At 60.0% G+C, this 23,273-nt stretch carries 22 protein-coding genes and 1 pseudogene; 13 read left to right on the top strand and 10 right to left on the bottom strand.

The window, feature by feature from the left end; translation table 11 throughout:
- Positions 1-23: 23 nt before the first annotated feature.
- Entirely contained in the window at positions 24-470 is a 447-nt protein-coding gene (locus NBG89_RS08040) for an N-acetyltransferase family protein (protein ID WP_431322372.1), read from the bottom strand.
- 78 nt (positions 471-548) lie between these two features.
- A complete protein-coding gene (locus NBG89_RS08035) occupies positions 549-1,760 on the bottom strand; it encodes an NADP-dependent isocitrate dehydrogenase (RefSeq protein WP_431322371.1) in 1,212 nt (403 codons plus the stop codon).
- Between the two features lie 187 nt (positions 1,761-1,947).
- Between NBG89_RS08035 and NBG89_RS08030 the strand changes: the two genes are divergently transcribed.
- The 11 genes from NBG89_RS08030 to NBG89_RS07980 all read left to right on the top strand — a co-directional run bounded on the left by NBG89_RS08030 (position 1,948) and on the right by NBG89_RS07980 (position 13,294).
- Positions 1,948-2,478, top strand: coding sequence for a hypothetical protein (locus NBG89_RS08030; protein ID WP_088694466.1), 531 nt, complete (start codon positions 1,948-1,950; stop codon positions 2,476-2,478).
- Between the two features lie 212 nt (positions 2,479-2,690).
- Positions 2,691-3,521 carry an RNA methyltransferase gene (locus tag NBG89_RS08025; protein WP_088694261.1) on the top strand — a complete coding sequence of 277 codons (831 nt, stop codon included), beginning with the start codon at positions 2,691-2,693 and terminating at the stop codon, positions 3,519-3,521.
- The gene (gene murI, locus NBG89_RS08020) at positions 3,502-4,302 is read left to right on the top strand and encodes a glutamate racemase (RefSeq protein WP_431322370.1); all 801 of its coding nucleotides are present in this window, start codon (positions 3,502-3,504) and stop codon (positions 4,300-4,302) included. Before NBG89_RS08025 ends, murI begins: the two co-directional genes overlap by 20 nt.
- Positions 4,303-4,409: 107 nt before the next feature.
- Complete coding sequence (locus tag NBG89_RS08015; protein ID WP_431322369.1) at positions 4,410-5,537, top strand: MFS transporter; 1,128 nt, start codon at positions 4,410-4,412, stop codon at positions 5,535-5,537.
- A gap of 91 nt (positions 5,538-5,628) precedes the next feature.
- Positions 5,629-7,143, top strand: coding sequence for a helicase HerA domain-containing protein (locus NBG89_RS08010; protein WP_431322368.1), 1,515 nt, complete (start codon positions 5,629-5,631; stop codon positions 7,141-7,143).
- A 165-nt stretch (positions 7,144-7,308) separates the two neighbouring features.
- Positions 7,309-8,760 (top strand): alkaline phosphatase, encoded by a 1,452-nt coding sequence (phoA, locus tag NBG89_RS08005; protein WP_431322367.1) that lies wholly within the window; start codon positions 7,309-7,311, stop codon positions 8,758-8,760.
- A gap of 256 nt (positions 8,761-9,016) precedes the next feature.
- The gene (gene rpsD / locus NBG89_RS08000; RefSeq protein WP_088694258.1) at positions 9,017-9,634 is read left to right on the top strand and encodes a 30S ribosomal protein S4; all 618 of its coding nucleotides are present in this window, start codon (positions 9,017-9,019) and stop codon (positions 9,632-9,634) included.
- Between the two features lie 171 nt (positions 9,635-9,805).
- Complete coding sequence (locus NBG89_RS07995) at positions 9,806-10,735, top strand: glutaminase (protein ID WP_431322366.1); 930 nt, start codon at positions 9,806-9,808, stop codon at positions 10,733-10,735.
- 59 nt (positions 10,736-10,794) lie between these two features.
- Complete coding sequence (gene ttcA / locus NBG89_RS07990) at positions 10,795-11,679, top strand: tRNA 2-thiocytidine(32) synthetase TtcA (RefSeq protein ID WP_431322365.1); 885 nt, start codon at positions 10,795-10,797, stop codon at positions 11,677-11,679.
- Between the two features lie 29 nt (positions 11,680-11,708).
- Positions 11,709-12,533 carry an inositol monophosphatase family protein gene (locus tag NBG89_RS07985; protein WP_431322364.1) on the top strand — a complete coding sequence of 275 codons (825 nt, stop codon included), beginning with the start codon at positions 11,709-11,711 and terminating at the stop codon, positions 12,531-12,533.
- 161 nt (positions 12,534-12,694) lie between these two features.
- On the top strand, positions 12,695-13,294 hold the full coding sequence (locus NBG89_RS07980; protein WP_431322363.1) for a LysE family translocator: 600 nt from the start codon (positions 12,695-12,697) through the stop codon (positions 13,292-13,294).
- Between the two features lie 75 nt (positions 13,295-13,369).
- Here the strand turns inward: NBG89_RS07980 and NBG89_RS07975 are convergent, their stop codons facing one another.
- From NBG89_RS07975 to grxD, 3 genes are all read right to left on the bottom strand, one after another.
- Positions 13,370-14,650, bottom strand: coding sequence for a multidrug effflux MFS transporter (locus NBG89_RS07975; protein ID WP_431322362.1), 1,281 nt, complete (start codon positions 14,648-14,650; stop codon positions 13,370-13,372).
- A gap of 35 nt (positions 14,651-14,685) precedes the next feature.
- Positions 14,686-15,891, bottom strand: a complete 1,206-nt coding sequence (locus NBG89_RS07970; protein ID WP_431322361.1) for a multidrug effflux MFS transporter — start codon at positions 15,889-15,891, stop codon at positions 14,686-14,688.
- Between the two features lie 144 nt (positions 15,892-16,035).
- Positions 16,036-16,371: a Grx4 family monothiol glutaredoxin gene (grxD, locus tag NBG89_RS07965; protein WP_007532908.1), complete on the bottom strand. Its 336-nt coding sequence runs from the start codon at positions 16,369-16,371 to the stop codon at positions 16,036-16,038.
- Positions 16,372-16,655: 284 nt separating this feature from the next.
- Between grxD and NBG89_RS07960 the strand changes: the two genes are divergently transcribed.
- Positions 16,656-17,807, top strand: a complete 1,152-nt coding sequence (locus NBG89_RS07960; protein ID WP_431322360.1) for a hypothetical protein — start codon at positions 16,656-16,658, stop codon at positions 17,805-17,807.
- A gap of 20 nt (positions 17,808-17,827) precedes the next feature.
- On the opposite strand, the gene NBG89_RS07955 is transcribed toward NBG89_RS07960, so the two are convergent.
- The 4 genes and pseudogenes from NBG89_RS07955 to NBG89_RS07940 all read right to left on the bottom strand — a co-directional run bounded on the left by NBG89_RS07955 (position 17,828) and on the right by NBG89_RS07940 (position 22,486).
- Positions 17,828-18,061: a BolA/IbaG family iron-sulfur metabolism protein gene (locus NBG89_RS07955; RefSeq protein ID WP_088694250.1), complete on the bottom strand. Its 234-nt coding sequence runs from the start codon at positions 18,059-18,061 to the stop codon at positions 17,828-17,830.
- A 19-nt stretch (positions 18,062-18,080) separates the two neighbouring features.
- The gene (gene purL / locus NBG89_RS07950; RefSeq protein ID WP_431322359.1) at positions 18,081-20,315 is read right to left on the bottom strand and encodes a phosphoribosylformylglycinamidine synthase subunit PurL; all 2,235 of its coding nucleotides are present in this window, start codon (positions 20,313-20,315) and stop codon (positions 18,081-18,083) included.
- 124 nt (positions 20,316-20,439) lie between these two features.
- Positions 20,440-20,963: pseudogene (locus tag NBG89_RS07945) on the bottom strand (acyloxyacyl hydrolase).
- Positions 20,964-21,067: 104 nt separating this feature from the next.
- Positions 21,068-22,486 (bottom strand): PLP-dependent aminotransferase family protein, encoded by a 1,419-nt coding sequence (locus tag NBG89_RS07940; protein WP_431322358.1) that lies wholly within the window; start codon positions 22,484-22,486, stop codon positions 21,068-21,070.
- On the opposite strand from NBG89_RS07940, the gene NBG89_RS07935 reads away from it, so the two are divergent.
- A complete protein-coding gene (locus NBG89_RS07935; protein ID WP_431322357.1) occupies positions 22,485-22,832 on the top strand; it encodes a DUF1127 domain-containing protein in 348 nt (115 codons plus the stop codon). The genes NBG89_RS07940 and NBG89_RS07935 overlap by 2 nt on opposite strands.
- Here the strand turns inward: NBG89_RS07935 and NBG89_RS07930 are convergent, their stop codons facing one another.
- Positions 22,833-23,231 (bottom strand): hypothetical protein, encoded by a 399-nt coding sequence (locus tag NBG89_RS07930; RefSeq protein WP_431322356.1) that lies wholly within the window; start codon positions 23,229-23,231, stop codon positions 22,833-22,835.
- Positions 23,232-23,273: the final 42 nt, after the last annotated feature.

Here is a 23,273-nt window from a genome sequence, read left to right as displayed (position 1 = left end):
TCGTGCGCAAAGTGGATAACTATCTAAAGCGCCTTGCGATATTGGATGAAGCCGGATCGCTCGGCGATCCTGTCGTAGAGTCTTCGCGCGGTGGCGTTTGTTTCGTGCGTCATCCAGTAAAGTCGACCAGCTCCATTCTCGCGAGCGAGGTCAGCGACGGCGTCAATGAGGGCAGCGCCAGCACCGAGACCGCGCTGGGTGTCGTCGACATAGAGGTCCTGGAGATAGCAGGTCCATTTCGGCAGCCAGGTCGAACGGTGGAAAATCGCATGGACGATACCAACAAGGCGGCCGCTATCGTCGAAGCCGCCAAGCGCGTGCATGTCCTCGGTCGGATCGTGAAAGCGCGCCCAGGTCAGCTCCGTTGTCTCCGGCGGGATGACGACCTCATAGAAGCGTTGATAGCCGGCCCAAAGCGGCTCCCAGGCGCCTCGGTCGGATGGCTGCAGCGGACGGATCGTAGTGGTCATCCTTTTGTTCCCCTTACTTGTCGCTGAAACGAAAACGGCGGGGAAATCCCCGCCGTCCATTCTGATATTGGTTCTGGCTTATGCCATGGCCTTCTGCAGGTTCTGATCGATCTTGTCGAGGAAGGCGGTGGTGGAGAGCCAAGGCTGATCGGGGCCGATGAGCAACGCCAGATCCTTGGTCATGAAGCCGGCCTCGACGGTGTCGACGCAGACCTTTTCGAGCGTGGCGGCGAACTTTGCGAGTTCGGCGTTGTCATCGAGCTTGGCGCGGTGCGCGAGGCCACGGGTCCAGGCGAAGATCGATGCGATCGAGTTCGTCGAGGTCTCCTGGCCCTTCTGGTGCTGGCGGTAGTGGCGGGTAACCGTGCCGTGTGCGGCTTCGGCTTCAACCGTCTTGCCATCCGGCGTAAGCAGGACGGAGGTCATCAGACCGAGCGAGCCGAAGCCCTGGGCAACCGTGTCCGACTGGACGTCGCCGTCATAGTTCTTGCAGGCCCAGACGTAGCCACCGGACCACTTGAGCGCGGAAGCGACCATGTCGTCGATCAGGCGGTGCTCGTAGGTGATGCCGGCTTCCTTGAACTGATCTTTGAACTCGGTCTCGTAGACTTCCTCGAAGATGTCCTTGAAACGGCCGTCATAGGCCTTGAGGATGGTGTTCTTGGTCGACAGGTAGACCGGCCACTTGCGCATCAGGCCATACATCATCGAGGCGCGGGCGAATTCGCGGATCGACTCGTCGAGGTTGTACATCGCCATTGCCACGCCGGCGCCTGGTGCGTCGAAGACTTCTTTTTCGATGACCTGGCCGTCTTCGCCGACGAACTTGATCGTCAGCTTGCCCTTGCCCGGGAATTTGAAGTCGGTCGCGCGGTATTGGTCGCCGAAGGCATGACGGCCGACAACGATCGGCTGTGTCCAGCCCGGAACGAGACGCGGGACGTTCTTGCAGATGATCGGCTCGCGGAAGATAACGCCGCCGAGGATGTTGCGGATCGTGCCGTTCGGGCTCTTCCACATCTGCTTGAGGTTGAATTCCTTGACGCGTGCCTCATCAGGCGTGATCGTTGCGCACTTGATGCCGACGCCATGCTTCTTGATAGCGTTGGCGGCGTCGATCGTCACCTGATCGTTGGTGGCGTCGCGGTTTTCAACGGAAAGGTCGAAATAATCGATCTCAAGGTCGAGATACGGATGGATCAGCTTATCCTTGATGAGCTGCCAAATGATGCGAGTCATTTCATCGCCGTCGAGATCGGCGACGGGATTGGCGACCTTGATCTTCTTCATGTATCTGCCTCGTTAAGCTTGGAAGGGACTGGCGTCCCGGGTGGGTGATGTCAAATCCCGAGCGCTATAGCATTGTGGGCCGGGAGTGCAAAGCCGGAAGCAGGAAGGGGATCGTGTTTTTGCGGCCATTGCCAAGCGGAGGAAAATGGCTAGTCTCCGGCGCAAAACCATTGCCTGGATATTCGTCATGAAGAAGATTTCCCTCGTCCTTGCGATCCTGCTCGGTTCGACGTGCCCGATGCTCGCCGCCGACGTTACAGCGCCTGTAAAAGAGGTCATGGATGCGACGATCAAGAACTGGTCGGGGGCAGACAGCGATTGGATCGATATCTTCGATCCGAGCAAGCTTTCACGGTTATACAGCAAGGATTTCGTGACTAAGTACCAGGCCGCCATCCAGAATCCTGCTGCCGACGAGGATGGTGTTTCCCCCTTCGACTACGACGTCATCGTCAATGGCGAAGATGCTTGCCCTCTCGAGGATTTGACGTACACGCCGAAGTCCGTCGCTGACGGCGCGACGGAAGTGGTCGTCACGTTCAAGAAGGCGACATGCATGGATGACGGGTCGGACAAGCAGGCCGTGACCACCGTGCGGTTCGAGGTGCTCGATGAGGGCGGCAAGCCTGTCATCGATGATATCGTCACCGAGGGCGACCCAGGCCAGCCACCGAATTCGCTCAAGAACACGATGGTGCAGATCGCCAAAGGCCAATAATGGCTCGGACGACTGTGGGCCGTACTGTTCCGAGGTGGGCTGCGCGCTAGGCTTTGCATTGTAATCTGTGGTTACGCGGCCGCTATCACATGCCGGCCCGCGCCTCGGCGCAGAGATGGTCGCCTCGACGCTGGACAGGCTCTCCGAATGCTTGACCCTTGCCGTTTCGGCGCGGCTTGGCTATTCCGGCCGTAACAAAAGGATCCAGCATCATGGCAGGCACGAACAGCGAGCGGCAACTTCTCACGGAAGGCCCGGTTGTCATTCTCGTCGAACCCCAGATGGGGGAGAATATCGGCATGGTCGCGCGCGCCATGGCGAACTTCGGCCTGGTGGACTTGAGGCTGGTCAATCCGCGTGATGGTTGGCCGAACGAAAAGGCACAGGCTGCCGCCTCGAAGGCCGATCATGTGATCGAAGGCACGAAGGTCTTCGAGACGCTGGAACAGGCGATCGCCGACCTGAACTTTGTCTATGCGACGACGGCGCGCGAGCGGGACGGCTTCAAGCCTGTACGATCGCCGGTGGTGGCAGCGGAAACGCTGCGGGCGAAGTTCCGCGCAGGTGAGGGCACCGGCATCCTGTTTGGCCGCGAGCGCTGGGGGCTGACCAACGAAGAAGTCGCGCTGGCCGATGAGATCGTGACCTTCCCGGTCAACCCCGCCTTCGCCTCGCTCAACATTGCCCAGGCGGTGCTTCTGATGTCCTATGAATGGATGAAATCGGGGATGGCGGACGTCGGCAGCGTTCCCTTCCAGGCAATGTCGCAGACGCAATCCACGAAAGAACAGCTCTTCGGTCTCTACGACCAGTTGGAAGAAGCGCTGGAAGCGCGCAATTATTTCCATCCACCCGCGAAAAAGCCCAAAATGGTGGACAACCTGCGTGCAGTCCTTTCCCGCCGCGCCTTCACGGAGCAAGAAATCAGCGTGTTGCGCGGCGTTATCTCCTCCCTCGACCGATTCTCGCGGAAATATCCGCGCGGGAGTCGGCCGCCCGTCGACGTCAAGGAACAATCGGAAGATGACAGCAGCGCTGAATGAGCTGAAACCGGTTCTGGTCTTCGATTCCGGCATCGGAGGGCTGACCGTCTTGCGCGAAGCGCGCGTGCTGATGCCGGAGCGTGGCTTCATCTACATCGCAGACGACGCCGGCTTTCCCTATGGCGGCTGGGAAGAGCAGGCGCTGAAGGAACGGATCATCGGCCTTTTCGCCAAGCTGCTTGCGGAGCATGATCCCGAGGTCTGCATTATCGCATGCAATACGGCCTTTACGCTTGTCGGCGCCGATCTGCGTGCGGCGTTTCCGCAGATGACCTTCGTCGGCACGGTACCGGCGATCAAGCCGGCCGCTGAGCGGACGCGCTCAGGGCTCGTCTCGGTTCTGGCGACGCCTGGCACGGTGAAGCGCGCCTATACGCGCGACCTGATTCAATCCTTCGCGCAGCAGTGCCATGTGCGCCTGGTCGGCTCGGAAAATCTGGCGCGAATAGCAGAGGCCTATATTCGCGGCGATGCTGTATCCGATGAGGCCGTGCTTTCCGAGATCGACCAGTGCTTCGTGGAGAAGGATGGTTCCAAGACCGATATCGTGGTTTTAGCCTGTACGCATTATCCCTTCATGGCCAATGTTTTCCGTCGTCTAGCACCCTGGCCGGTCGATTGGCTCGATCCGGCGGAGGCCATCGCGCGGCGTGCCCGCAGCCTCGTGCCGCAGGTCGTCGATGGCGTGCACCCTGATAATTTCGACTTCGCGGTCTTCACTTCTGGCAATCCCGATTTTGCGACGCGGCGGCTGATGCAGGGATTTGGTCTCAAGGCTTGAATCAGGCGCTCGCGCCAAGCCCGTCTTCATCTCGATACAATAGGGGCTATCGCAAAGCCAAGCGACTGCGCAGACTGTGGGATGTGATTCGTCCCGCCAGGCTTCGCATGTCCTTCCAAAAACTTGTCATGGCTATCTTTTTTCTGCAGCCGATTGCGTTCGGCAGCTGGTTGCCGCGCATTCCCGAAATCCAGGCTCGTCTTGTGCTTGGTCCGGCCGATCTTGCGTTGGCGCTGCTCGGCATGCCGGTCGGTATTCTGTCGACGCTGCCGGTCGCCGGACGAGTGGTGTCGCGCATTGGCGGCAAAACCACCGTCATCGGGGGATTCTTCGTCTTCTCGGTGATTGTCTGCCTTCCCGCCTTCTCGCGCACGCCGCTGGAACTCTTCATCGCGCTTGCGCTGCTTGGCGTTGCTATGTCGACGCTGGAGCTGGGGTTGAATGTTGAAGCAGATCGCGCTGAAAAGGATACCGGCTCGATCATCATGAATCGCTGCCATGGCTTCTGGAGCCTGGGCATCATGGCCGGCAGCCTGCTTGGTTCGGGAATGGTGGCAATTGCTGCGCCCGCCGAATGGGCGATCATGGCGGCTGCCTTCGTCGTTTTGCCGTTTGCCATTGTAGCAAGCCTCGGCCTGCCGCCCGATCGTGAGGCTGGTGAGGCTCCGCCGCATATGCCGTTCAAGCTGCCAAGCAGCGCTCTGCTCGGTATCTGCGCCTTCGTCTTCGGAATTACGATGACTGAAGGAGCGATCGCCGACTGGTCCGCCGTCTATCTCAAGGATGTTTTCCAGACCGACGGCATGATGACCGGTGTCGGATATACGATTTTCGCAATGATGGTCGCAGCGGGCCGCTTCAGCGGCGATCATCTGAAACAGCGTTTTGGGGCAATCGCGCTGGCTCGTGGCTGCGGCGCCGCTGCTCTTGTCGGCATGCTTATCGTCGTTTTTGCCTGGCACAGCCTTTTGACGCTGGCGGGTTTTGCCTTGGTCGGGATCGGTGTATCGGTCGGCTTTCCGCTAGCGGTGACCGCCGCAGCAAGCCTGCGGGATCGACCGGCAGCCGCCAATGTCGCCATCCTGTCCTTCATGGCGCTTACCGGCTTTCTTATCGGCCCGCCTCTGATCGGCTTCATCGCGGAGATGTCCGGGTTGCGCGTCGGGTTGGCGGTGCTGCTGGTTCCACTCGCGGTCAGCCTGGTCTTCACCAGGATGCTGAAAGCCAGGTTCTGACGTTTTCTCCTGTGGGTTTGTGCGGCCGTGTTGCCAAAGACACGGCCAAACCTGCTAGGACGCCGTGTCGAATTGAAAGAGGAATGTGACATTGCAGATTGGTATCGATATGGGAACGGCGTCGGGAGGCAATCCGGCCACGCTCGATATCGAGGAGCTTCTGGCTACCCGTCTTCTGGTGCAGGGCAATTCGGGCTCCGGCAAGTCGCATCTTCTCCGCCGTTTGCTGGAGCAATCCGCGCAGTGGGTGCAGCAGGTCATCATCGATCCTGAAGGCGATTTCGTCACTCTGTCGGACAAGTTCGGCCACGTCGTCGTCGATGGCGAGCGCACGGAGGCCGAATTGGCCGGCATCGCCAATCGTATCCGCCAGCATCGCGTCTCCTGCGTTCTGACCCTCGAGGGTCTTGATATCGAGCAGCAGATGCGTGCGGCGGCAGCTTTCCTTAACGGCATGTTCGATGCCGACCGTGAATTCTGGTATCCGGTTCTCGTCGTGGTCGACGAGGCGCAGATGTTTGCGCCGTCAGTCGGCGGCGATGTTTCGGAAGATGCCCGCAAGATGTCGCTTGGCGCCATGACGAACCTCATGTGCCGCGGCCGCAAGCGTGGTCTTGCCGGCGTGATCGCGACGCAGCGTCTCGCAAAGCTTGCGAAGAACGTGGCCGCGGAAGCCTCAAACTTCCTGATGGGCCGCACCTTCCTCGATATCGACATGGCGCGTGCGGCTGATCTCCTCGGGATGGATCGGCGTCAGGCGGAAATGTTCCGCGATCTGAAGCGTGGCAATTTCGTTGCGCTCGGGCCAGCCTTGTCGCGCCGCCCACTACCGATCCAGATCGGCAATGTCGAGACCTCGGCTCGCTCGTCGAGCCCGAAGCTCATGCCGCTGCCGGATGCACCTGACGACGTCGAGGATCTGATCTTTACCCCGGATCCAGAGGAGTTTCAGAGGCCGATCGTCCGCCGTGCGCCGCCGGCGCCACGGCCGACCACGGATATTCTTGCCGAACTGTCGCGATCGGCTCCCGTTGCCTCGGCTCCTGTCTCGGAAGCGCGTGCACCTCAGCCCGAACTATCGGCCGAGGAGCGCGAAGAGAGGCTGACAGGAGTGTTGCACGAGATACTGGACGATCCGGGCTCGGGATTTCGAACGGATTCTGTGCTTTATCAGGAGTTCCTCGTGCGACTTCGTATGCGCCGGGTTCCCGGTCCTCCGATGTCGCTACCCGAGTTTCGACGTCGCGTGGCGATTTCGCGCTCCGGCGTGGATGCGGCAACGGCGGAAACAGAAGCTTGGGCGACGGCGCTGTCACTGTCGACAGGCGTCACGGACGACCTACAGGGCGTTTTCCTGATGCTGGCAAAGGCCGCTGTGTGTGGCGAGACGTGCCCCTCGGATGCACGGATTGCGCGAGCCTATGGCACTCATTCGGCCCGGCGTGCGAGACGCCTGCTTGGCTATTTCGAGGAGCAGGGCACCGTCGTCGTGCATACGGATTTCTCGGGCAAGCGCATCGTCGCGTTCCCCGATATGAACTGCCAGACGGCCCCGGGCGATGCCAATGCGCCCGATGCGGGTGATGTCCGCTCTGCAGCGGAATAACGGTCGGATTGCAGCAAGGATGGCGCGGGAACTATCGGGCTGCTCTATACTCGATCTCTAATATCACACGAAGAAGTTGCTTTTGTCACATGGGCTTCATTCAGGTGGTGGATAAGGCGCGCGACCCGTGCGGTCGATGCGGATTATCAAAAGGAGATCTCGGTCATGAGAAACAACGTTCGTCACCAGCTGCTGCGCCTCGTCGGCGGCGGCCTGCTTGCAACCGTTGCCATTCAGCCCGGCTATGCCGATGATGCGGCGAACAAACTTCTGGAGCGCGCGGCGAGTGCCGATCTGAGCGCTCCTGGTGGCGCACGCCGCCTCTCCGGCGATATCACCGAGGCTTACCGCGCTGCGCTCATCGATACTCGCCCGAAGAATGTCATCCTCCTAATCGGCGACGGCATGGGCGACTCCGAAATCACCATCGCGCGCAACTATGCGGCTGGTGCGGGCCAGTATTTCAAGGGTATCGATGCGCTGCCGGTCACCGGCCAGTACACGCATTATTCGCTCGACAAGAAGACCGGCAAACCGACCTACGTGACCGACTCCGCTGCCTCGGGAACCGCCTGGGCGACCGGCGTGAAGTCCTATAACGGCGCGATCGGCGTCGACATCCATGAGAAGGCCCACGAAACGCTGCTTGAGAAGGCAAAGGCTGCCGGCATCGGCACGGGCAACGTCTCGACCGCCGAATTGCAGGACGCAACGCCTGCCGTCCAGATCGCACACGTGACCCAGCGTAAGTGCTACGGCCCGGCATCCACGACCGAGAAGTGCCCGACGAACGCGCTTGAAAACGGCGGCAAGGGATCGATCAGCGAGCAGCTGCTGAATGCACGTGCTGATGTGACACTCGGCGGTGGCGCCAAGAGCTTTAGCGAGACCGCCAAGGCCGGCGAGTGGAAAGACAAGACGCTTCGCCAGCAGGCCGCGGAGCGCGGCTACAAGATCGTTTCGAACCTCGATGAGCTTCAGGCCATCAAGCAGGCAAACGACAGCGCGCCAGTGCTCGGTCTGTTTGCCGACGGCAACATGCCGGTTCGCTGGGAAGGCCCGAAGGCCTACGGCAATGTCGAGAAGGAGCCGGTCGTCTGCAAGCCGAACGAGAAGCGCACGGCCGCAACCCCGACGCTGGCCCAGATGACGGCGAAGGCGATCGAACTGCTTCGGACGAATGAGAAGGGCTTCTTCCTACAGGTCGAGGGCGCGTCGATCGACAAACAGGACCATGCTGCCAACCCGTGCGGTCAGATCGGTGAGACGGTTGATCTCGATGAAGCCGTTCAGGAAGCGCTGAAATTTGCGCGTGAAGCTGGTGACACGCTCGTTATCGTCACCGCTGACCATGCCCACGCAAGTCAGATCATCGAGGCAGATACCAAGGCTCCCGGCCTGACCGAAGCGCTGATGACGAAGGATGGGGCTGTTATGGCCGTGAGCTACGGTAACTCCGAAGACGAGAATGACCAGGGCCACACGGGCTCGCAGCTGCGCATCGCGGCCTACGGGCCGCGTGCAGCAAATGTTACCGGTCTGACGGACCAGACGGATCTGTTCTATACAATCTGTGACGCGCTCGGCCTGAAGACCGAGACGGCGAGCGCCAAGTAAGCTGCAAAGGCTACCCCACCAGGGGCATTGATGGGCAAGGACGTGGAATTGTGATTGACATTCCAGCGACTTCGCCCTAAAGACCGCGCCAGCACCGGGCAGAGATGTCCGGTGTTTCATTTGACATGTCCCGTGGATTTGTCCTGTTCGCGTAATGGGATGATCCTGTCGGATCCTCGAAAGAAGATCAAAGGAGGGCGTGTTTCCTTCACGCGGTTTGGCAACAAACCGTTCTAACTTTCTGAAAGGAAATACGATGAGCAAGCGCGAATCGTCCAAGTACAAGATTGACCGCCGGATGGGCGAAAACATCTGGGGCCGTCCGAAGTCCCCGGTGAACCGCCGCGAATACGGCCCGGGCCAGCATGGTCAGCGCCGCAAGGGCAAGCTCTCTGACTTCGGTGTGCAACTGCGCGCCAAGCAGAAGCTGAAGGGCTACTACGGTGACCTGCGCGAAAAGCAGTTCCGCGCAATCTTCGCTGAAGCCGCACGCCGCAAGGGTGACACCTCCGAAAACCTGATCGGTCTTCTGGAGTCCCGTCTGGACGCGATCGTTTATCGCGCCAAGTTCGTTCCGACCGTTTTCGCTGCCCGCCAGTTCGTGAACCACGGCCACGTGACCGTGAACGGCGTCCGCGTCAACATCGGTTCCTACCGTTGCAAGGCTGGCGATGTTATCGAAGTTCGTCAGAAGTCGAAGCAGCTCGTTTCCGTTCTGGAATCGGTTAGCCTGGCTGAACGTGACGTTCCGGACTACATCGAAGTCGACCATAACAAGATGGTTGCTACCTTCGCACGCGTTCCGGCGCTCGGCGACGTACCGTATCCGGTCGTCATGGAGCCGCATCTGGTGGTCGAATTCTATTCGCGTTAACGCATAACCCCGACAATCGAATTTCGATTGTCGGAAAGGCTTATGCGTCTCTCTAAGGGACTACTGCGTCCTTTACGCGTCTTCGACGCGCGGCGCAGCAGGACGCGAGGCGTTTTCGCATACGGAAAAGCCGCCTCTTGGGGCGGCTTTTTTGTTATCTGGGGAGATAGGATGGCGGACTTGCAGGCAGTTCTCGACAGCATCCACAAGGAGCTGGCGCCCCGTATCGGCGAGGGCAAGGTTGCGGACTATATTCCGGAACTCGCCAAAGTCGACCCGAACCAGTTCGGTTTGAGCGTGGTGACCGTAGACGGCAAGGTCTACAAGGTCGGCCATGCCGACGTGCCGTTCTCCATCCAGAGCATCTCGAAGGTTTTCATGCTGACGCTTGCGCTCGGCAAGGTCGGCGAGGGCTTATGGAAGCGCGTCGGCCGTGAACCATCCGGCTCTTCGTTCAACTCGATCGTCCAGCTCGAGCATGAGCAGGGCATTCCGCGCAATCCTTTCATCAATGCGGGCGCAATCGCGGTGACAGATGTCGTCATGGCCGGCCACGCGCCGCGCGAGGCGATCGGCGAGTTGCTGCGCTTCGTGCGTTATCTCGCGGATGACGAGTCGATCACCATCGATGATCGCGTTGCAAAGTCCGAGACGCAGACGGGCTACCGCAACTTTGCGCTCGCCAATTTCATGCGCTCCTATCGCAACCTCGATCACCCCGTCGATCACGTGCTCGGCGTCTATTTCCACCAATGCGCCTTGTCGATGACCTGCGAGCAGCTTGCGAAGGCCGGGCTGTTTCTCGCGGCGCGCGGCAGTAATCCGATGACCGGTCACTCGGTTGTGTCGCCGAAGCGGGCACGGCGTATCAATGCGCTGATGCTGACCTGCGGCCATTATGACGGCTCGGGCGACTTTGCCTACCACGTCGGCCTTCCCGGCAAGAGCGGTGTCGGTGGCGGCATCTTTGCCGTGGCGCCCGGCATCGCCTCCATCGCCGTCTGGTCGCCGGGTCTCAACAAGGTCGGCAACTCGCAACTCGGCGCCGTCGCACTCGAAATGCTGGCGGCTCGCACCGGCTGGTCGGTTTTCGGTGATTGATGCTGGGTTGTCGTGACGCTTTCTGCTAAGGCGGAGGCAGACTCTGATTGGACGAGAGAATGAACATCGCAGCCAACATTGCCGATGAGCTGGAAACGCCGACCGCGGACGGCGCGATCGCGCACGCGCTCTTTGCAGAGGCTCCGAACTCGGTGTCGTTCAACAAGCTGCGCAAGCGGCTGCTGCGCAACGTCAGGCAGGCATTCGACGATTTTGCGATGCTGAAGGGCCAGAAGCGTTGGCTGATCGGTCTCTCTGGCGGCAAGGACTCTTACGGGTTGCTCGCCCTTCTGCTCGACCTGCAGTGGCGTGGTCTTCTGCCGGTGGAATTGGTCGCCTGCAATCTCGACCAGGGACAGCCGAACTTTCCCAAGCATATCCTGCCGGACTACCTGACCAAGATCGGCGTCAAGCACCGAATCGAGTATCGCGATACCTATTCGATCGTGAAGGAGAAGGTGCCCGAGGGGGCGACCTACTGCTCGCTCTGTTCGCGCCTGCGCCGCGGCAACCTTTATCGGATTGCCAAGGAGGAGGGCTGCGATGCATTGGTGCTCGGCCACCACCGCGAGGATATCCTAGAGACCTTCTTCATGAACTTCTTCCACGGTGGGCGGCTCGCGTCGATGCCGGCCAAGCTGCTCAATGACGAGGGCAACCTGATGGTTTTGCGGCCACTCGCCTACTGCGCCGAAGACGACATGGCGAAGTTTGCGGCTGCCATGCAATTCCCAATTATTCCTTGCGATCTCTGCGGCTCTCAGGATGGGCTGCAGCGCAATGCGATGAAGGACATGCTCGCAGATATCGAGCGGCGCATGCCAGGCCGCAAGGACACGATGCTCAGGGCGCTCGCGCATGTGAACCCATCGCATCTTCTTGATCCCAAGCTTTTCGATTTCGCTGGCCTGATGGCCGGAGAGACCGCGCCGAAGAGTGAATAATCGACACTCACGCCAACGAAGGAAAGTCCATGAGTTCCACGATAGATGTAGCGACGCTTGCCGATCTCCTGAGGCGGGCGGCGAAGGCAGAGATATTGCCGCGTTTTCGTCGGCTTGGGAGCGATGACGTGCGCGCCAAGAGCGAGGCAACCGATCTGGTCACGGAGGCCGACCTGCAGGCGGAGCGGATGATCAAGGCGGAAGCCGCCGCGCTTTGGCCAGATGCCGTGTTCATCGGCGAGGAGTCGGTCGCTGCCGATCCAGCGCTGCTTGCCAAGCTCGAAGGAGCGGATCTTGCGATTGTCGTGGACCCCGTCGACGGGACCTTCAATTTCGCATCGGGCATTCCAGCCTTCGGCGTCATGGCATCCGTGGTATCCAAGGGCGAAACCGTTGCCGGTATCATCTACGACCCGATGGGCGACGATTGGGTGATCGGAGAGAAGGGCAGCGGCGCGTGGCTTCGACGTCCTGATGGGGAGGCAGAACGGCTCTCCGTTGCAGCACCTGTCGCACTGGAAGAGATGGTCGGCATGGCATCGACCGGCTTCCTTCCGAAGCCCCAGCGCAGTGAGATCCTGGCCAACCTGGCCAAGGTCCGGTTTCTCGCCAACTACCGCTGCGCGGCCCACGAATACCGCGCCTTTGCCGGCGGTCATGTGCACTATCTCATGTATAACAAGCTCATGCCCTGGGATCATCTTGCAGGCACGCTTCTGAGTATCGAGGCCGGCGGTCACGCGACCCGCTTTGACGGCTCACCTTATCTGCCGCACCACACGACCGGTGGTCTGCTGATCGCGCCTGACAAGGAGAGTTGGGACATTCTGCGGCGTGAAGTCCTCACGATCTGACACGAAGTCGGTGCGCCTCACGCGGATCGCCGGCGAGGACGTGACGCTTTAGGGGACGCAGATTTGCGTTCCAACGCGACTCCGGCGTGTGCACAGACGTACGATACGATCAGGCACGCCGGCTGTAGAGCTTCTCCCGTCTTTAGAAATCCCGGGAGGGAATGATGGATACCGCTCAGGCGCTGGCTTTCCTGCTGTTTGCGTTTATCGCGGCGGTTACACCGGGACCCAGCAACGCGATGATCCTGTCCACCGGTGCGGCTGTCGGTGCCTTGAGAGGCATCGGCTGTCCGCTCGGTGCGTCGCTGGGCATGGGCGTGATGATCGTTCTAAGCGCCTTCGGCGTTGGAGAAATTGTCGCCGCAGCGCCGGTTGTCGTAACAGCGATGAAGATGGCGGGATCTCTGTTTCTGCTGTGGCTGGCCTGGAAGATTGCCAATGCCGGCACGTTCGAAGCGAACGGCCAGACGCGGGCGGTGGGATTTCGGCAGGCTTTTCTATTCCAGTGGTTGAACCCAAAAGGGTGGCTGGTCGCCCTTAGTGCCGGCAGCACCTACCTCCTGTCGCCGGAGTACGCTCAAACCAGCGGTGCCCTATGGATGGGGACGCTGTTTGCTGCCGCGGCATTTCCAGCCGGGCTGCTGTGGCTTGTCTTGGGCGCACTCGTAGCCCAGATTCTCCGGACGCAACGCTCGGCGAGGTTCTTCAATATCGCCATGGCGTCGGCGCTGGCTCTATCGGTTGTTCTGGTGTGGTGGTAGCTGTCTGAAGAGCTTCGCCCGCAACGATCTGATGCGAGCGATATGGAACGCCATACGTGCAGTTTTGTCAGACGGCTAGAAGTGCCCGGCACCGGCGTCGAGCTGCGGACTGTCGCCCGGATGCGTGAAGAGCTTGCCGCCTTCCGCCCAGAGCGTTGCCGCGATGCTGATCGCACCGAACACGGCAAAACCACCGAAGAGCGGCTGGACAGTGCCGTTGAAGAGCTGGCCAACGGTGCCGCCAAGGATCGCGCCGAAGGTCGTCGACACGAAGCCGGTGATGGCGGTCGCTGTGCCGGCGAGATTGCCCATCGGTTCCAGGCTGATCGCCGTAAAGTTCGTGGCAATGACCGCAAACATCATCAGTAGGATCGTGAATAGCGCATAGGCGAAGGCGAAATCGGGGCGGCCGCCGAGTGCCTTGACGTAGCCGATTGCCGAGACGATCGTGAACAGGATCATCGCGACGTGCGAGATGCGGCGCATGCCGAATTTACGCACGAAGAAGCCGTTGGCGAAATTTGCCACCGCGATGCCGCCCGCCGTCGCGGCAAAGGCGATCGGCAGCCAGTCGCCGAGGCCGTAGACTTCGCCGAAGACCTGCTGGACCGAGATGACATAGGCGCTGATGACGCCCGTGAACATCGTGAGCCCAATCATGTAGCCGCAGGTGACCTTGTTGGTCAGAACGGTCTTGAAGCCGTCGACGACCGAGCCGACCGACAGCGGGATCCGTTCTTCTCTCGGAAGCGATTCCTTGAGGCGCACCAGTGCCCAGATAAACAGGATGGCGCCGACGACGCCGAGCAGGATGAAGATCCAGTGCCAGTTGGCGTAAGTGATGATCAACTGACCGACAGACGGTGCCACGATCGGAACGATCATGAAGACGATCATGACGTAGGACATGACACGCGCCATCTCGCGACCGCCAAAGCAGTCGCGAACAATCGCCATGGTAGTGATGCGAACGGCTGCGCCGCCAAGGCCTTGGACGAAGCGCATGACCAGTAGCATCTCGAAGCTGCCGGTGGCGGCTGCGGCGAACATGGCGAGCACATAAACCGCCAGGCCTCCAAGCAGGATATTCCGGCGGCCGAACGTATCTGAAAGGCTGCCGAAGATGATCTGGGATACGCCGAAGCCGAGGAAGAAGACGCCGATCACGAGCTGCGCGTCGTTGGCGTTTGTGACGCCGAACGAATGGCCGATCGCGGGCAGGGAAGGCAACATGCTATCGATCGCCATGGCGACGCTGGCGGTCATGATAGCGATGGTGATGACAAATTCGACGAAGCCCATGCCTATTCGGCTGGAGCCCTGATTTTCGACATGTGGTTTATGTGGCGGCGTCATAATGGAAATCCTGAAATACGAGGCGGGCGACTCGATCAGACCGCGGGGTTATGCGGTTGGAAGAGGCGTCCTTTCTCTGCGATCAAAACGAAGATCAGACCGATGATCGAGACGGTGAAATAGCCTGCGACCATTGGTAATGCGGTGCCGTTGAAGGCCTGACCGATACCGGCGCCGATCAGCGCGCCGCCCACCGTGCTCATGAATCCGAGGACGGAGGAAGCCGTTCCCGCAACATGGCCTAGCGGTTCCATGGCAAGCGAATTGAAGTTCGAGCCGATCCAACCGAACTGGAACATCGCCAGACCGAAGAAGCCGATGAAAAGCGGGAAGGGCATCGGCTGCGGCCCCAGGACAAGGGCCACCAGCCAGATGGTGTTGACCGTGATGAAGCCCGCCAAGGCACCATGCGACAGCCGCCGCATGCCGAACTTGCCGACAAGCCGCGAGTTGAGGAATGACGACAGCGACATGAAGATGGCGACACCCGCGAAAGCGAAGGGGAAGTAGACCCCTAGACCGTAGATGCCGACATAGATCTGCTGCGCAGAATTGATGAACCCGAACAGCGAGCCGAAGATGAAGGTGCTGGCAATCGTATAGCAGAGCGCGATCCGGTTGGTGAGGACCAGCTTGAAACCGCCGATGATGGAGCGTGCGGTAAATGGGCGAACGTTGGACGGATGCAGAGTTTCGGGAAGGCGAAGATAGGCCCAGGCCGAAATGAGAGCAGCCATAAGCGCGATGAATACGAAGATCAGGTGCCAGCTGCCGAAGAACATGATGATCTGGCCACTGCCCGGCGCGATAACAGGGACGATCATGAAGACCATCATGATCAGCGACATGACTTCTGCCATCTGGCGACCGCCGTAGATGTCACGAACGATGGAGATTGTGATAACGCGCGTTGCCGCCGAACCAATGCCCTGAATGAAACGAAGCAGGAGAAGGCCCTCAAAGGATGGCACCAGTGCGATCCCGAGCGCGGAACAGATATAGATGACGAGGCCGATCAGCAGCGGCAGCCGGCGACCGAAGCGGTCGGAGAGAGGGCCGTAGAAGAGCTGCGCCGCGCCGAAACCAAGCAGATAGGCAGAGACCACAAACTGACGATGGTTCTCACTTTCCACACCAAGGCTGGCGCCGATCTGCTGAAGCGCCGGAAGCATGATGTCGATCGCAAGCGAATTGACTGCCATCAGGAAGGCAGCGAGTGCAATGAATTCCCCTTTGCCCATGGGTAATCGGCCCGCGTGCACGGCTTGTGATGAATCTGTCACAATGAAATTCCCATAAACGGGCCAAGGCGCTGTTCAGCACAGCGCCTCGGACTCAAAATGCAAGATTTGGAAACCGGGCGGGATGCCCGGTGACCGGACAGGTCAGGCGGCGCCGCGAACGGTCACGCCGTGTTCCTGCAGGTGCTGCTGCAACTCACCGGCCTGGAACATTTCCCGGACGATGTCGCAACCGCCGATGAACTCGCCCTTCACGTAGAGCTGCGGGATCGTCGGCCAGTTGGAGTAATCCTTGATGCCCTGGCGGATTTCGGAGTCAGCGAGCACGTTGATGCCCTTGTAGTCGACGCCGATATAATCGAGAATCTGCACGACCTGCCCGGAGAATCCACACTGCGGAAACTGCGGCGTGCCCTTCATGAAGAGGACGACGTCGTTGCTCTTGATTTCGTTGTCGATGAATTCGTTGATACCGCTCATAGGGACCTAATCCTTTCCACAGGCGAGTTAAAGGCCCGCCGTTTCAATCGTTAAGCTTAGATAGCATGTGATTGACGGAATTCCAGCAGGCTCAGGCAAAAAAAGAGTACGCTACCGGTTTGCTGAGCGCGGATTGTTGCGCTTGCGTTACTCCAATGCCTTAACCGCTGCTTCAGCAGGTTGGCCATGACCGTTTGCCGAGTCGACGCTCCGGATTTCGCCACAATTCTCGCCGATTGCGGCGCAGCAATTATCTGCCGCGCCCGCGGCCACGAAAGAAAATAATGACATTGATTTCGAAAAGGGTCGTTCTCCATTTTCCGGGGTTCGAGCCACTTGACGGGCGTGCTCACAGCGCACGCTACGAACGTTCAGCAAAACAAAGTGCAGCGGTCTGGGATTTCTCGGTGCTGACGAGCGAACCAGAATACGGAGCGGATTCAACGCGCTTCAAGGTGAAGGCGAGCGCGGATGGCTGGGAAACCAACAGCCAGATTCATGTCTTCGACCACAATGCGCTGGTCGAGAAGCTTAGAGTTGGCGGCCGTGCGACACAGATCGTCAGAGGCTTTCAGAGTGCCTTTCAGGTGGTCGCCTATGGTGGAATGGCCGGCTATTTCCGGCATGCTTGGCGGTTCGGGCTGTTCTTCATCTTTCCGTTTCTGATGATGATTCTCGGCTTCGCGCTCAGTACGACGATCGCCGTCATACCGATCGGAATGGAGCTACCCGCATTTCATCTCCTGTGGAGCGTGGCCCTGGCCTTGTGTTTCTTCGTCTTTGCGTTTCTGCCCTTCGCTGAGCGTTTCTACACGCTGCATCTCTTCGCGGACTGGCGTATGGCGATTGCTCTTGCCCGTATGAGCGACTCGCAGTTCAACCAGTGGCTCGATCGCCGTGCCGAGGCGGCGCGGGCGGCGTTGTCAGAGGCCGCGGACGAATATGTGATCTCATCGCACAGCATGGGCTCCAGCGTCGCGGCTCATGTGATCGGCATGGTGCTTGAGCGCGATCCTAACATCCTGTCTGGCAAGAGGGTCATCTTTGCGACCCTCGGTTCGGCGATCCTGCAATGTGCATTGCTGCGTCCCGCGGAATTGCTGCGATCACGGGTGGGCCTGATTGCGCGATGCGCTAGTGTCAGTTGGCTCGATGTCCAGTGTCTGACCGATGCCATCCACTTCTACAAAGTGCCGGTGGTAGCCGTTTGCGGACAGCGCGACGCCCGCCCTGCGAAAATGATCTTCATTCGCGTGAAGCAGATGCTGACCGTTGAACATTATAGGAAGATCAAGAAGGATTTTCTGCGCGTGCATCGGCAGTACGTCCTGGGGCCGGATTTGCAAGCATCCTTCGACTTCACGCTGCTAACCGCCGGTCCGCGCTCCGGTATAGTCTTTGCAGAAAGCGGCTATAGCAAAATGCCCGGCTTGTAACCGGGCATTTGCGTTCGACATTACTCAGGTGCCGAGGTCTGCAGCGCCAGGGCATGCAATATGCCGCCCATGTTCCCCTTGAGGGCCTCGTAGACCATCTGATGCTGCTGCACGCGGCTCTTGCCGCGAAAGGCTTCCGCTACCACCTCCGCCGCATAATGATCGCCGTCGCCAGCGAGATCGCGGATGGTCACCTTGGCGCCGGGGATGCCGGCCTTGATCATGTCTTCGATATCGCCGGGGTTCATAGGCATGATCGTTACTCCTTGCGTATTATTCCGTGGCAGCCAGTGTGCCATGGCCTTCCATGTAATTAGGGAACCATGATTCATGGGCGTCGCGCAATTGCTGAATTGGCAGCGACATCAGATCGTCAATTACAAGGCTTTCACCTTCGACCGTGCCGAGACGGCGGAAGGGGACGCCTGCACCTTCAGCGTTAGCACAGACGAAATTGGCAACATCCGCTGGCACCGTCAGCACGTAACGGGCCTGATCTTCGCCGAACAGCAGCGCGTGTGGAGCGCCCCGGCATTCGCTGAGGCCGATCTTCAGGCCCTTGCCTGACGCCATCGCCATCTCGGCGAGAGCGAGGACGAGGCCGCCGGAAGAGATATCGTGGCAGCTCGTTGCCTGGCCGTTGCGAATAACCGAGCGTACGAAGTCGCCGTTGCGGCGCTCCGCAAAGAGGTCGACCTCGGGAGCGGGGCCTTCAGTGCTGCCGATGACATCGCGCAGGTAGGCCGACGAACCGAGATGGCTGCCGTCTCTGCCGATCATGATCACCTTATCGCCATTCGATGCGCTGCCGATACGCGCCATCCGCTTCCAGTCGGGCAGAAGGCCGACGCCGGCAATCGTCGGCGTCGGCAGGATCGCAACGCCATTGGTTTCATTGTAGAGCGAGACGTTGCCCGACACGATAGGAAAGTCAAGGACACGGCAGGCTTCGCCGATACCCTTCACGGCCAGGACGAACTGGCCCATGATTTCCGGCTTTTCAGGATTGCCGAAGTTGAGGTTGTCAGTCGCCGCCAGTGGCTCTGCACCGGTTGCCGTGATGTTGCGCCAGCATTCTGCGACTGCCTGCTTGCCGCCCTCGAAGGGATCTGCCTCGACATAGCGAGGCGTCACGTCGGACGAAAAAGCGAGAGCCTTGGTCGGATGGTTCTCGACGCGAACGACGCCCGCATCACCGCCGGGAAGCTGGAGCGAGTTGCCCTGGATCAGGGTGTCGTACTGTTCGTAGACCCACCGGCGGCTGGATTGATTGGGAGAACCGACGAGATCTAAGAGCGCCTGACCATAGTCTGCCGGAGCGGAGACGAGGTTTGCAGGCAGCGGCGCGGGCTTGTCCGACTCGCGCCACGGACGATCATATTCCGGCGCCTGGTCGCCGAGATCCTTGATCGGCAGGTTGGCGACTTCTTGTCCCTGATGGACAACGCGGAAGCGCAGGTCGTCGGTGGTCTTGCCGACGATTGCAAAATCGAGGCCCCACTTAACGAAGATCGCCTTCGCCACGGCTTCCTTTTCAGGCTCCAGAACCATGAGCATACGCTCCTGGCTTTCGGACAGCATCATTTCGTAGGCGGTCATCTGCTCTTCGCGTACCGGCACGGTATCGAGGTCGAGCAGAATGCCGAGATCGCCCTTGGCGCCCATTTCGACGGCCGAGCAGGTGAGGCCCGCAGCGCCCATATCCTGGATCGCGATGACGGCACCGGTCTGCATCAGCTCGAGGCAGGCTTCGAGCAGGCATTTTTCGGTGAAGGGGTCGCCGACCTGAACAGTCGGGCGCTTCTCTTCAATCGATTCATCGAATTCCGCAGAGGCCATGGTCGCACCTCCGACGCCGTCGCGGCCGGTCTTCGCGCCGAGATAGACGACCGGCAAGCCGACGCCCTTGGCTTCCGAAAGGAAGATCGCATTCGACTTCGCCAGTCCAGCCGCGAAGGCGTTGACCAGGATATTGCCGTTGTAGCGCGCGTCGAATTCGACTTCGCCACCGACCGTCGGTACGCCGAAGGAGTTTCCGTAGCCGCCGACGCCCGAGACAACACCGGACACGAGGTGACGGGTCTTCGGATGGTCCGGCTCGCCGAAACGCAGCGCGTTCATCGCTGCGATCGGGCGGGCGCCCATGGTGAAGACGTCACGCAGAATGCCGCCTACGCCGGTAGCCGCGCCCTGATACGGCTCGATGTAGGAAGGGTGGTTGTGGCTCTCCATCTTGAAGACGACGCAGTCGCCGTCGTCGATATCGACGACACCAGCATTTTCGCCGGGGCCTTGGATGACGCGCGGGCCTTTGGTCGGCAGGGTGCGCAGCCATTTCTTGGAGGATTTGTAGGAGCAGTGCTCGTTCCACATGGCCGAGAAGATGCCGAGCTCCGTGAAGGTCGGTTCGCGGCCGATCAGGTCCAATATCCGCTGATACTCGTCTGGCTTCAGGCCATGGCCGGCGATGAGTTCGGGGGTGATCGGGCGGGTATTGGAAATGGTCATGAGCTCTCGGAAGTCCCTGCCGTTGCGCGATTGCGGTGTCTTTAGCCTAAGTGAATGAAACGCGCGACAGGAAAATGCCCGCTGTTAACAGACAGCGGACATTGAAATGCACCTGATCGAAAGGTCAGAACTTGTAACCAACCTGGATGCCGGCTCGGGTCATGCCGTTGTTCGGCCCGTCGCAGAGATTGGCGTGGGACGAATGGGCGACTTGCGCGACGACGTTCCAGTGCTGATCGAACCGATAACCGGCGCCTAGATAATCGTGGAACAGGAACCGACAGCCGAGGTTTGGCCATCGGTATTGCCTTCGAGTTCCCCATTGTGCCAGACGCCACCAAAACCGGCTTCGGCAAAAACCTTCTCATTGAAGTTCGCCGTCCAGGAGAGACCCGCAAAGACTTGAGTGGCTTCCCCGGACGTGCCGATGGAGGTGCCGAGGTTGATGCGAGGGCGCGCAAGCTGTTGCTTCCAGCCGGTGGCGGCATCCTGGCCGAACGGATCAAAGAACACCGTTACCTCGGGAAAGATGCCGTCCTCGCGCTCGACGCCACCTTGTACCGAGGCGGACCCGCCGAAACGCGGTTCGTCAAAGATTTGTTGGCCAGCATGAGCCGGAGTGACCGAGATATTGGTAGCGATCGCCATCCAGATTACCTCGTCCGACTGACGCCAGATTCGCTATCTGAATTCCGTAGGGGTAAAGTAGCTTCTGCTTGCTGTCGCTGCTTTGTGGCTGATTCGCCGGAGTTTTAGATCTCGCCGTCATAGCCCGCGCCGCCGCTTTCTAGCAGGCGTCGCAATGTCATAAGTCCCGTAACCAAATCTTCGCGGTTGCGGGGGGAGGAGAAGCCTATCCGCACACGATGATAGACCTTCTCGGCGCGCGCTGCCTTGAACTCATCCTCGTCATCAATCAGCACGCCGTCTCTGTAGGCGGCGTTCTTGAACGTTCCGGAGAGCCAGGGATCAGGCAGCTTGAGCCACAGGAAGGGCACATGCGGATGCGATACGAAGTCGTATCCTTGCAACTGTTCCCGAGCGAGCCGCTCGCGGAAAGCCAGTTCCGCGGTGCTTGCCTTGCGGATCTCGTGTGCCTGGCCGCTTTCAACGAGACGCGCGCAAGCCTCAGCCAGAATGAAGGGCAGCCCCCCAGTGATCATCTTGTGCGTCACCTTGACTCGCTGCGCAAAATGCGGCGGGCAGGCGACCCAGCCGCCGCGCACTCCGGCAGCTACCGATTTCGAAAGACCGCTAATCAGGAAGGTGCGATCCGGGGCAAGCGATGCAAGCAGCGGGTTCTCGTCGCCGGTCATTCCGCCATAGAGATCGTCTTCGATCAGCCAGACCCCGTGACGGCGTGCAATTTCGGCAATTCGCGCGCGACGTTCGTGGGACATGGTTGCCAGTGTCGGATTGTGCGCGGTCGGCATCAGGAACGCGAGCTTGGGATGCTGCTGAAGGCAGACGCGCTCAAAGTCATCGGGAATCACACCATTTTCGTCGGACTCAACTGTGATGGTGCGTCGACCAAGAATGCGAGCGCTGCGGCTAACCTGCGTGTAGCTCAGGTCTTCGAATACGATTTTGTCACCAGGCGATGACACGGCCGAAATGACGGCGACCGCTGCCGCATGCGCCCCGAGGGTAGGGACGATGTTTTCCGTGTCTGGCATCCAATCGTTCCTGGCGAGCCACCGCCGGCCGGCTTCGTACCAATTCTTTGGAAAGACGCGGGAATAGGACGAGATCTCGGAAAGCTGTTCCTCACCGATCGCGGCAAGCACGCTGCCAATGATCTTACCTTGGCCAAGATCCGGCGCGGCCGTGGTATCGAAGCGTATCTTGCCGGCTGGCGCATCGATCGCGCGCGTGCCCCCGAGTGCGATGGTCAGCGGATCCGGCTGATTGCCGGGGGTGGTCTCGGCGCGATCGAGCACATAGGTCCCACGGCCGACCTCTCCCGCCACCAAGCCACGCTCGTGCACGAGTGCATATGCTCGGCCGATTGTCCCGATTGTCACGCCAATATCGTAGGCGAGGTTTCGCTGCGGCGGCAATTTGCTGCCAGCAGGCAATGTGCCGCTGGCAATGGCGGTTTCAATGCTGTCGGCAATCCGAAGGTAGACCGGACCGGAACCACGCGTAACGTCTGGGAGCCAAGTTGTCATGATGACAATTCTCTATATTGTCACCCTCCGTTCGTCAAGATTATCTGATCGACAGATACAATTCTGCTTGGAGAATGATATGTCTGCCGTTCAGGAGAACGAGCCCCTGATTGCACCTTTGTCTCCTCAGGTGCAATCGATGCAATACTGTGTTTCGCAACGCGCGGGGCGTGCACCGAGCACTTGGATCGTGTTGCAGTTCGTATGGAGACAGCTGTCGTCGTGGCATCAAAAGCGGGAGAGCCGAAAGACGCTCCGTGACCTGACGGATAGCGAACTGTTGGACATCGGCGTTACGCGTGCGGATGCACGCAAGGAAGCCAGCAAGTCCTTCTTCTGGGATTGATCAGCCGCAAGCCTTGCCGCCGGAGGCCCAGCGGGTGACATCCTTGACGATCCGCGGTCCTGTGGTGCCTTCCATCATCGGACCAAAGGCATCGAGCTTGGAGGGGTTGCCTTCCGCCTGAACGACGAGCAATGGGCGGCTCTCGGGGCTTCCCTTGTGCACGACGAGAATGCGCGGGCGACCGGAGAACGAGTTCAGCTCCGGCGCCAGCCTGTAGGCGGCAAAGGCCGCGTCGCCCGATTTGAACCAGCAAGCGTTCGCCCCAAGAGCAACGCGTTCCATGGTGGAAAGCGCGCTCCGATCAGGACCCTTCGCCGGCGTGTTCGATTGGCAGGACGCGACCAGCGCCGCCGTTGCGGCAATGGCGAAAACACGTGTCGTCGAAAGGCGAGGGCGCATCAACTTGCTCCAATGGACCGGATGGATGGCCTCTTACGTGCC

The organism is Rhizobium sp. YTU87027, assembly GCF_050644135.1.
In the GTDB taxonomy this organism is placed as follows: Bacteria; Pseudomonadota; Alphaproteobacteria; order Rhizobiales; family Rhizobiaceae; genus Rhizobium.
The sequence above is the reverse complement of the archived record's forward strand: the minus strand, read 5'-3'. Positions and strand labels throughout refer to the sequence as shown.

Bases quoted from the DNA above. Each gene is read 5' to 3' on its own strand.
- NBG89_RS08040 (WP_431322372.1), bottom strand. From the start codon at position 470: ATGACCACTACGATCCGTCCGCTGCAGCCATCCGACCGAGGCGCCTGG.
- NBG89_RS08035 (WP_431322371.1), bottom strand. From the start codon at position 1,760: ATGAAGAAGATCAAGGTCGCCAATCCCGTCGCCGATCTCGACGGCGAT.
- NBG89_RS08030 (WP_088694466.1), top strand. From the start codon at position 1,948: ATGAAGAAGATTTCCCTCGTCCTTGCGATCCTGCTCGGTTCGACGTGC.
- NBG89_RS08025 (WP_088694261.1), top strand. From the start codon at position 2,691: ATGGCAGGCACGAACAGCGAGCGGCAACTTCTCACGGAAGGCCCGGTT.
- murI (WP_431322370.1), top strand. From the start codon at position 3,502: ATGACAGCAGCGCTGAATGAGCTGAAACCGGTTCTGGTCTTCGATTCC.
- NBG89_RS08015 (WP_431322369.1), top strand. From the start codon at position 4,410: ATGTCCTTCCAAAAACTTGTCATGGCTATCTTTTTTCTGCAGCCGATT.
- phoA (WP_431322367.1), top strand. From the start codon at position 7,309: ATGAGAAACAACGTTCGTCACCAGCTGCTGCGCCTCGTCGGCGGCGGC.
- rpsD (WP_088694258.1), top strand. From the start codon at position 9,017: ATGAGCAAGCGCGAATCGTCCAAGTACAAGATTGACCGCCGGATGGGC.
- NBG89_RS07995 (WP_431322366.1), top strand. From the start codon at position 9,806: ATGGCGGACTTGCAGGCAGTTCTCGACAGCATCCACAAGGAGCTGGCG.
- ttcA (WP_431322365.1), top strand. From the start codon at position 10,795: ATGAACATCGCAGCCAACATTGCCGATGAGCTGGAAACGCCGACCGCG.
- NBG89_RS07985 (WP_431322364.1), top strand. From the start codon at position 11,709: ATGAGTTCCACGATAGATGTAGCGACGCTTGCCGATCTCCTGAGGCGG.
- NBG89_RS07980 (WP_431322363.1), top strand. From the start codon at position 12,695: ATGATGGATACCGCTCAGGCGCTGGCTTTCCTGCTGTTTGCGTTTATC.
- NBG89_RS07975 (WP_431322362.1), bottom strand. From the start codon at position 14,650: ATGACGCCGCCACATAAACCACATGTCGAAAATCAGGGCTCCAGCCGA.
- NBG89_RS07970 (WP_431322361.1), bottom strand. From the start codon at position 15,891: ATGGGCAAAGGGGAATTCATTGCACTCGCTGCCTTCCTGATGGCAGTC.
- grxD (WP_007532908.1), bottom strand. From the start codon at position 16,371: ATGAGCGGTATCAACGAATTCATCGACAACGAAATCAAGAGCAACGAC.
- NBG89_RS07960 (WP_431322360.1), top strand. From the start codon at position 16,656: ATGACATTGATTTCGAAAAGGGTCGTTCTCCATTTTCCGGGGTTCGAG.
- NBG89_RS07955 (WP_088694250.1), bottom strand. From the start codon at position 18,061: ATGCCTATGAACCCCGGCGATATCGAAGACATGATCAAGGCCGGCATC.
- purL (WP_431322359.1), bottom strand. From the start codon at position 20,315: ATGACCATTTCCAATACCCGCCCGATCACCCCCGAACTCATCGCCGGC.
- NBG89_RS07935 (WP_431322357.1), top strand. From the start codon at position 22,485: ATGATGACAATTCTCTATATTGTCACCCTCCGTTCGTCAAGATTATCT.
- NBG89_RS07940 (WP_431322358.1), bottom strand. From the start codon at position 22,486: ATGACAACTTGGCTCCCAGACGTTACGCGTGGTTCCGGTCCGGTCTAC.
- NBG89_RS07930 (WP_431322356.1), bottom strand. From the start codon at position 23,231: ATGCGCCCTCGCCTTTCGACGACACGTGTTTTCGCCATTGCCGCAACG.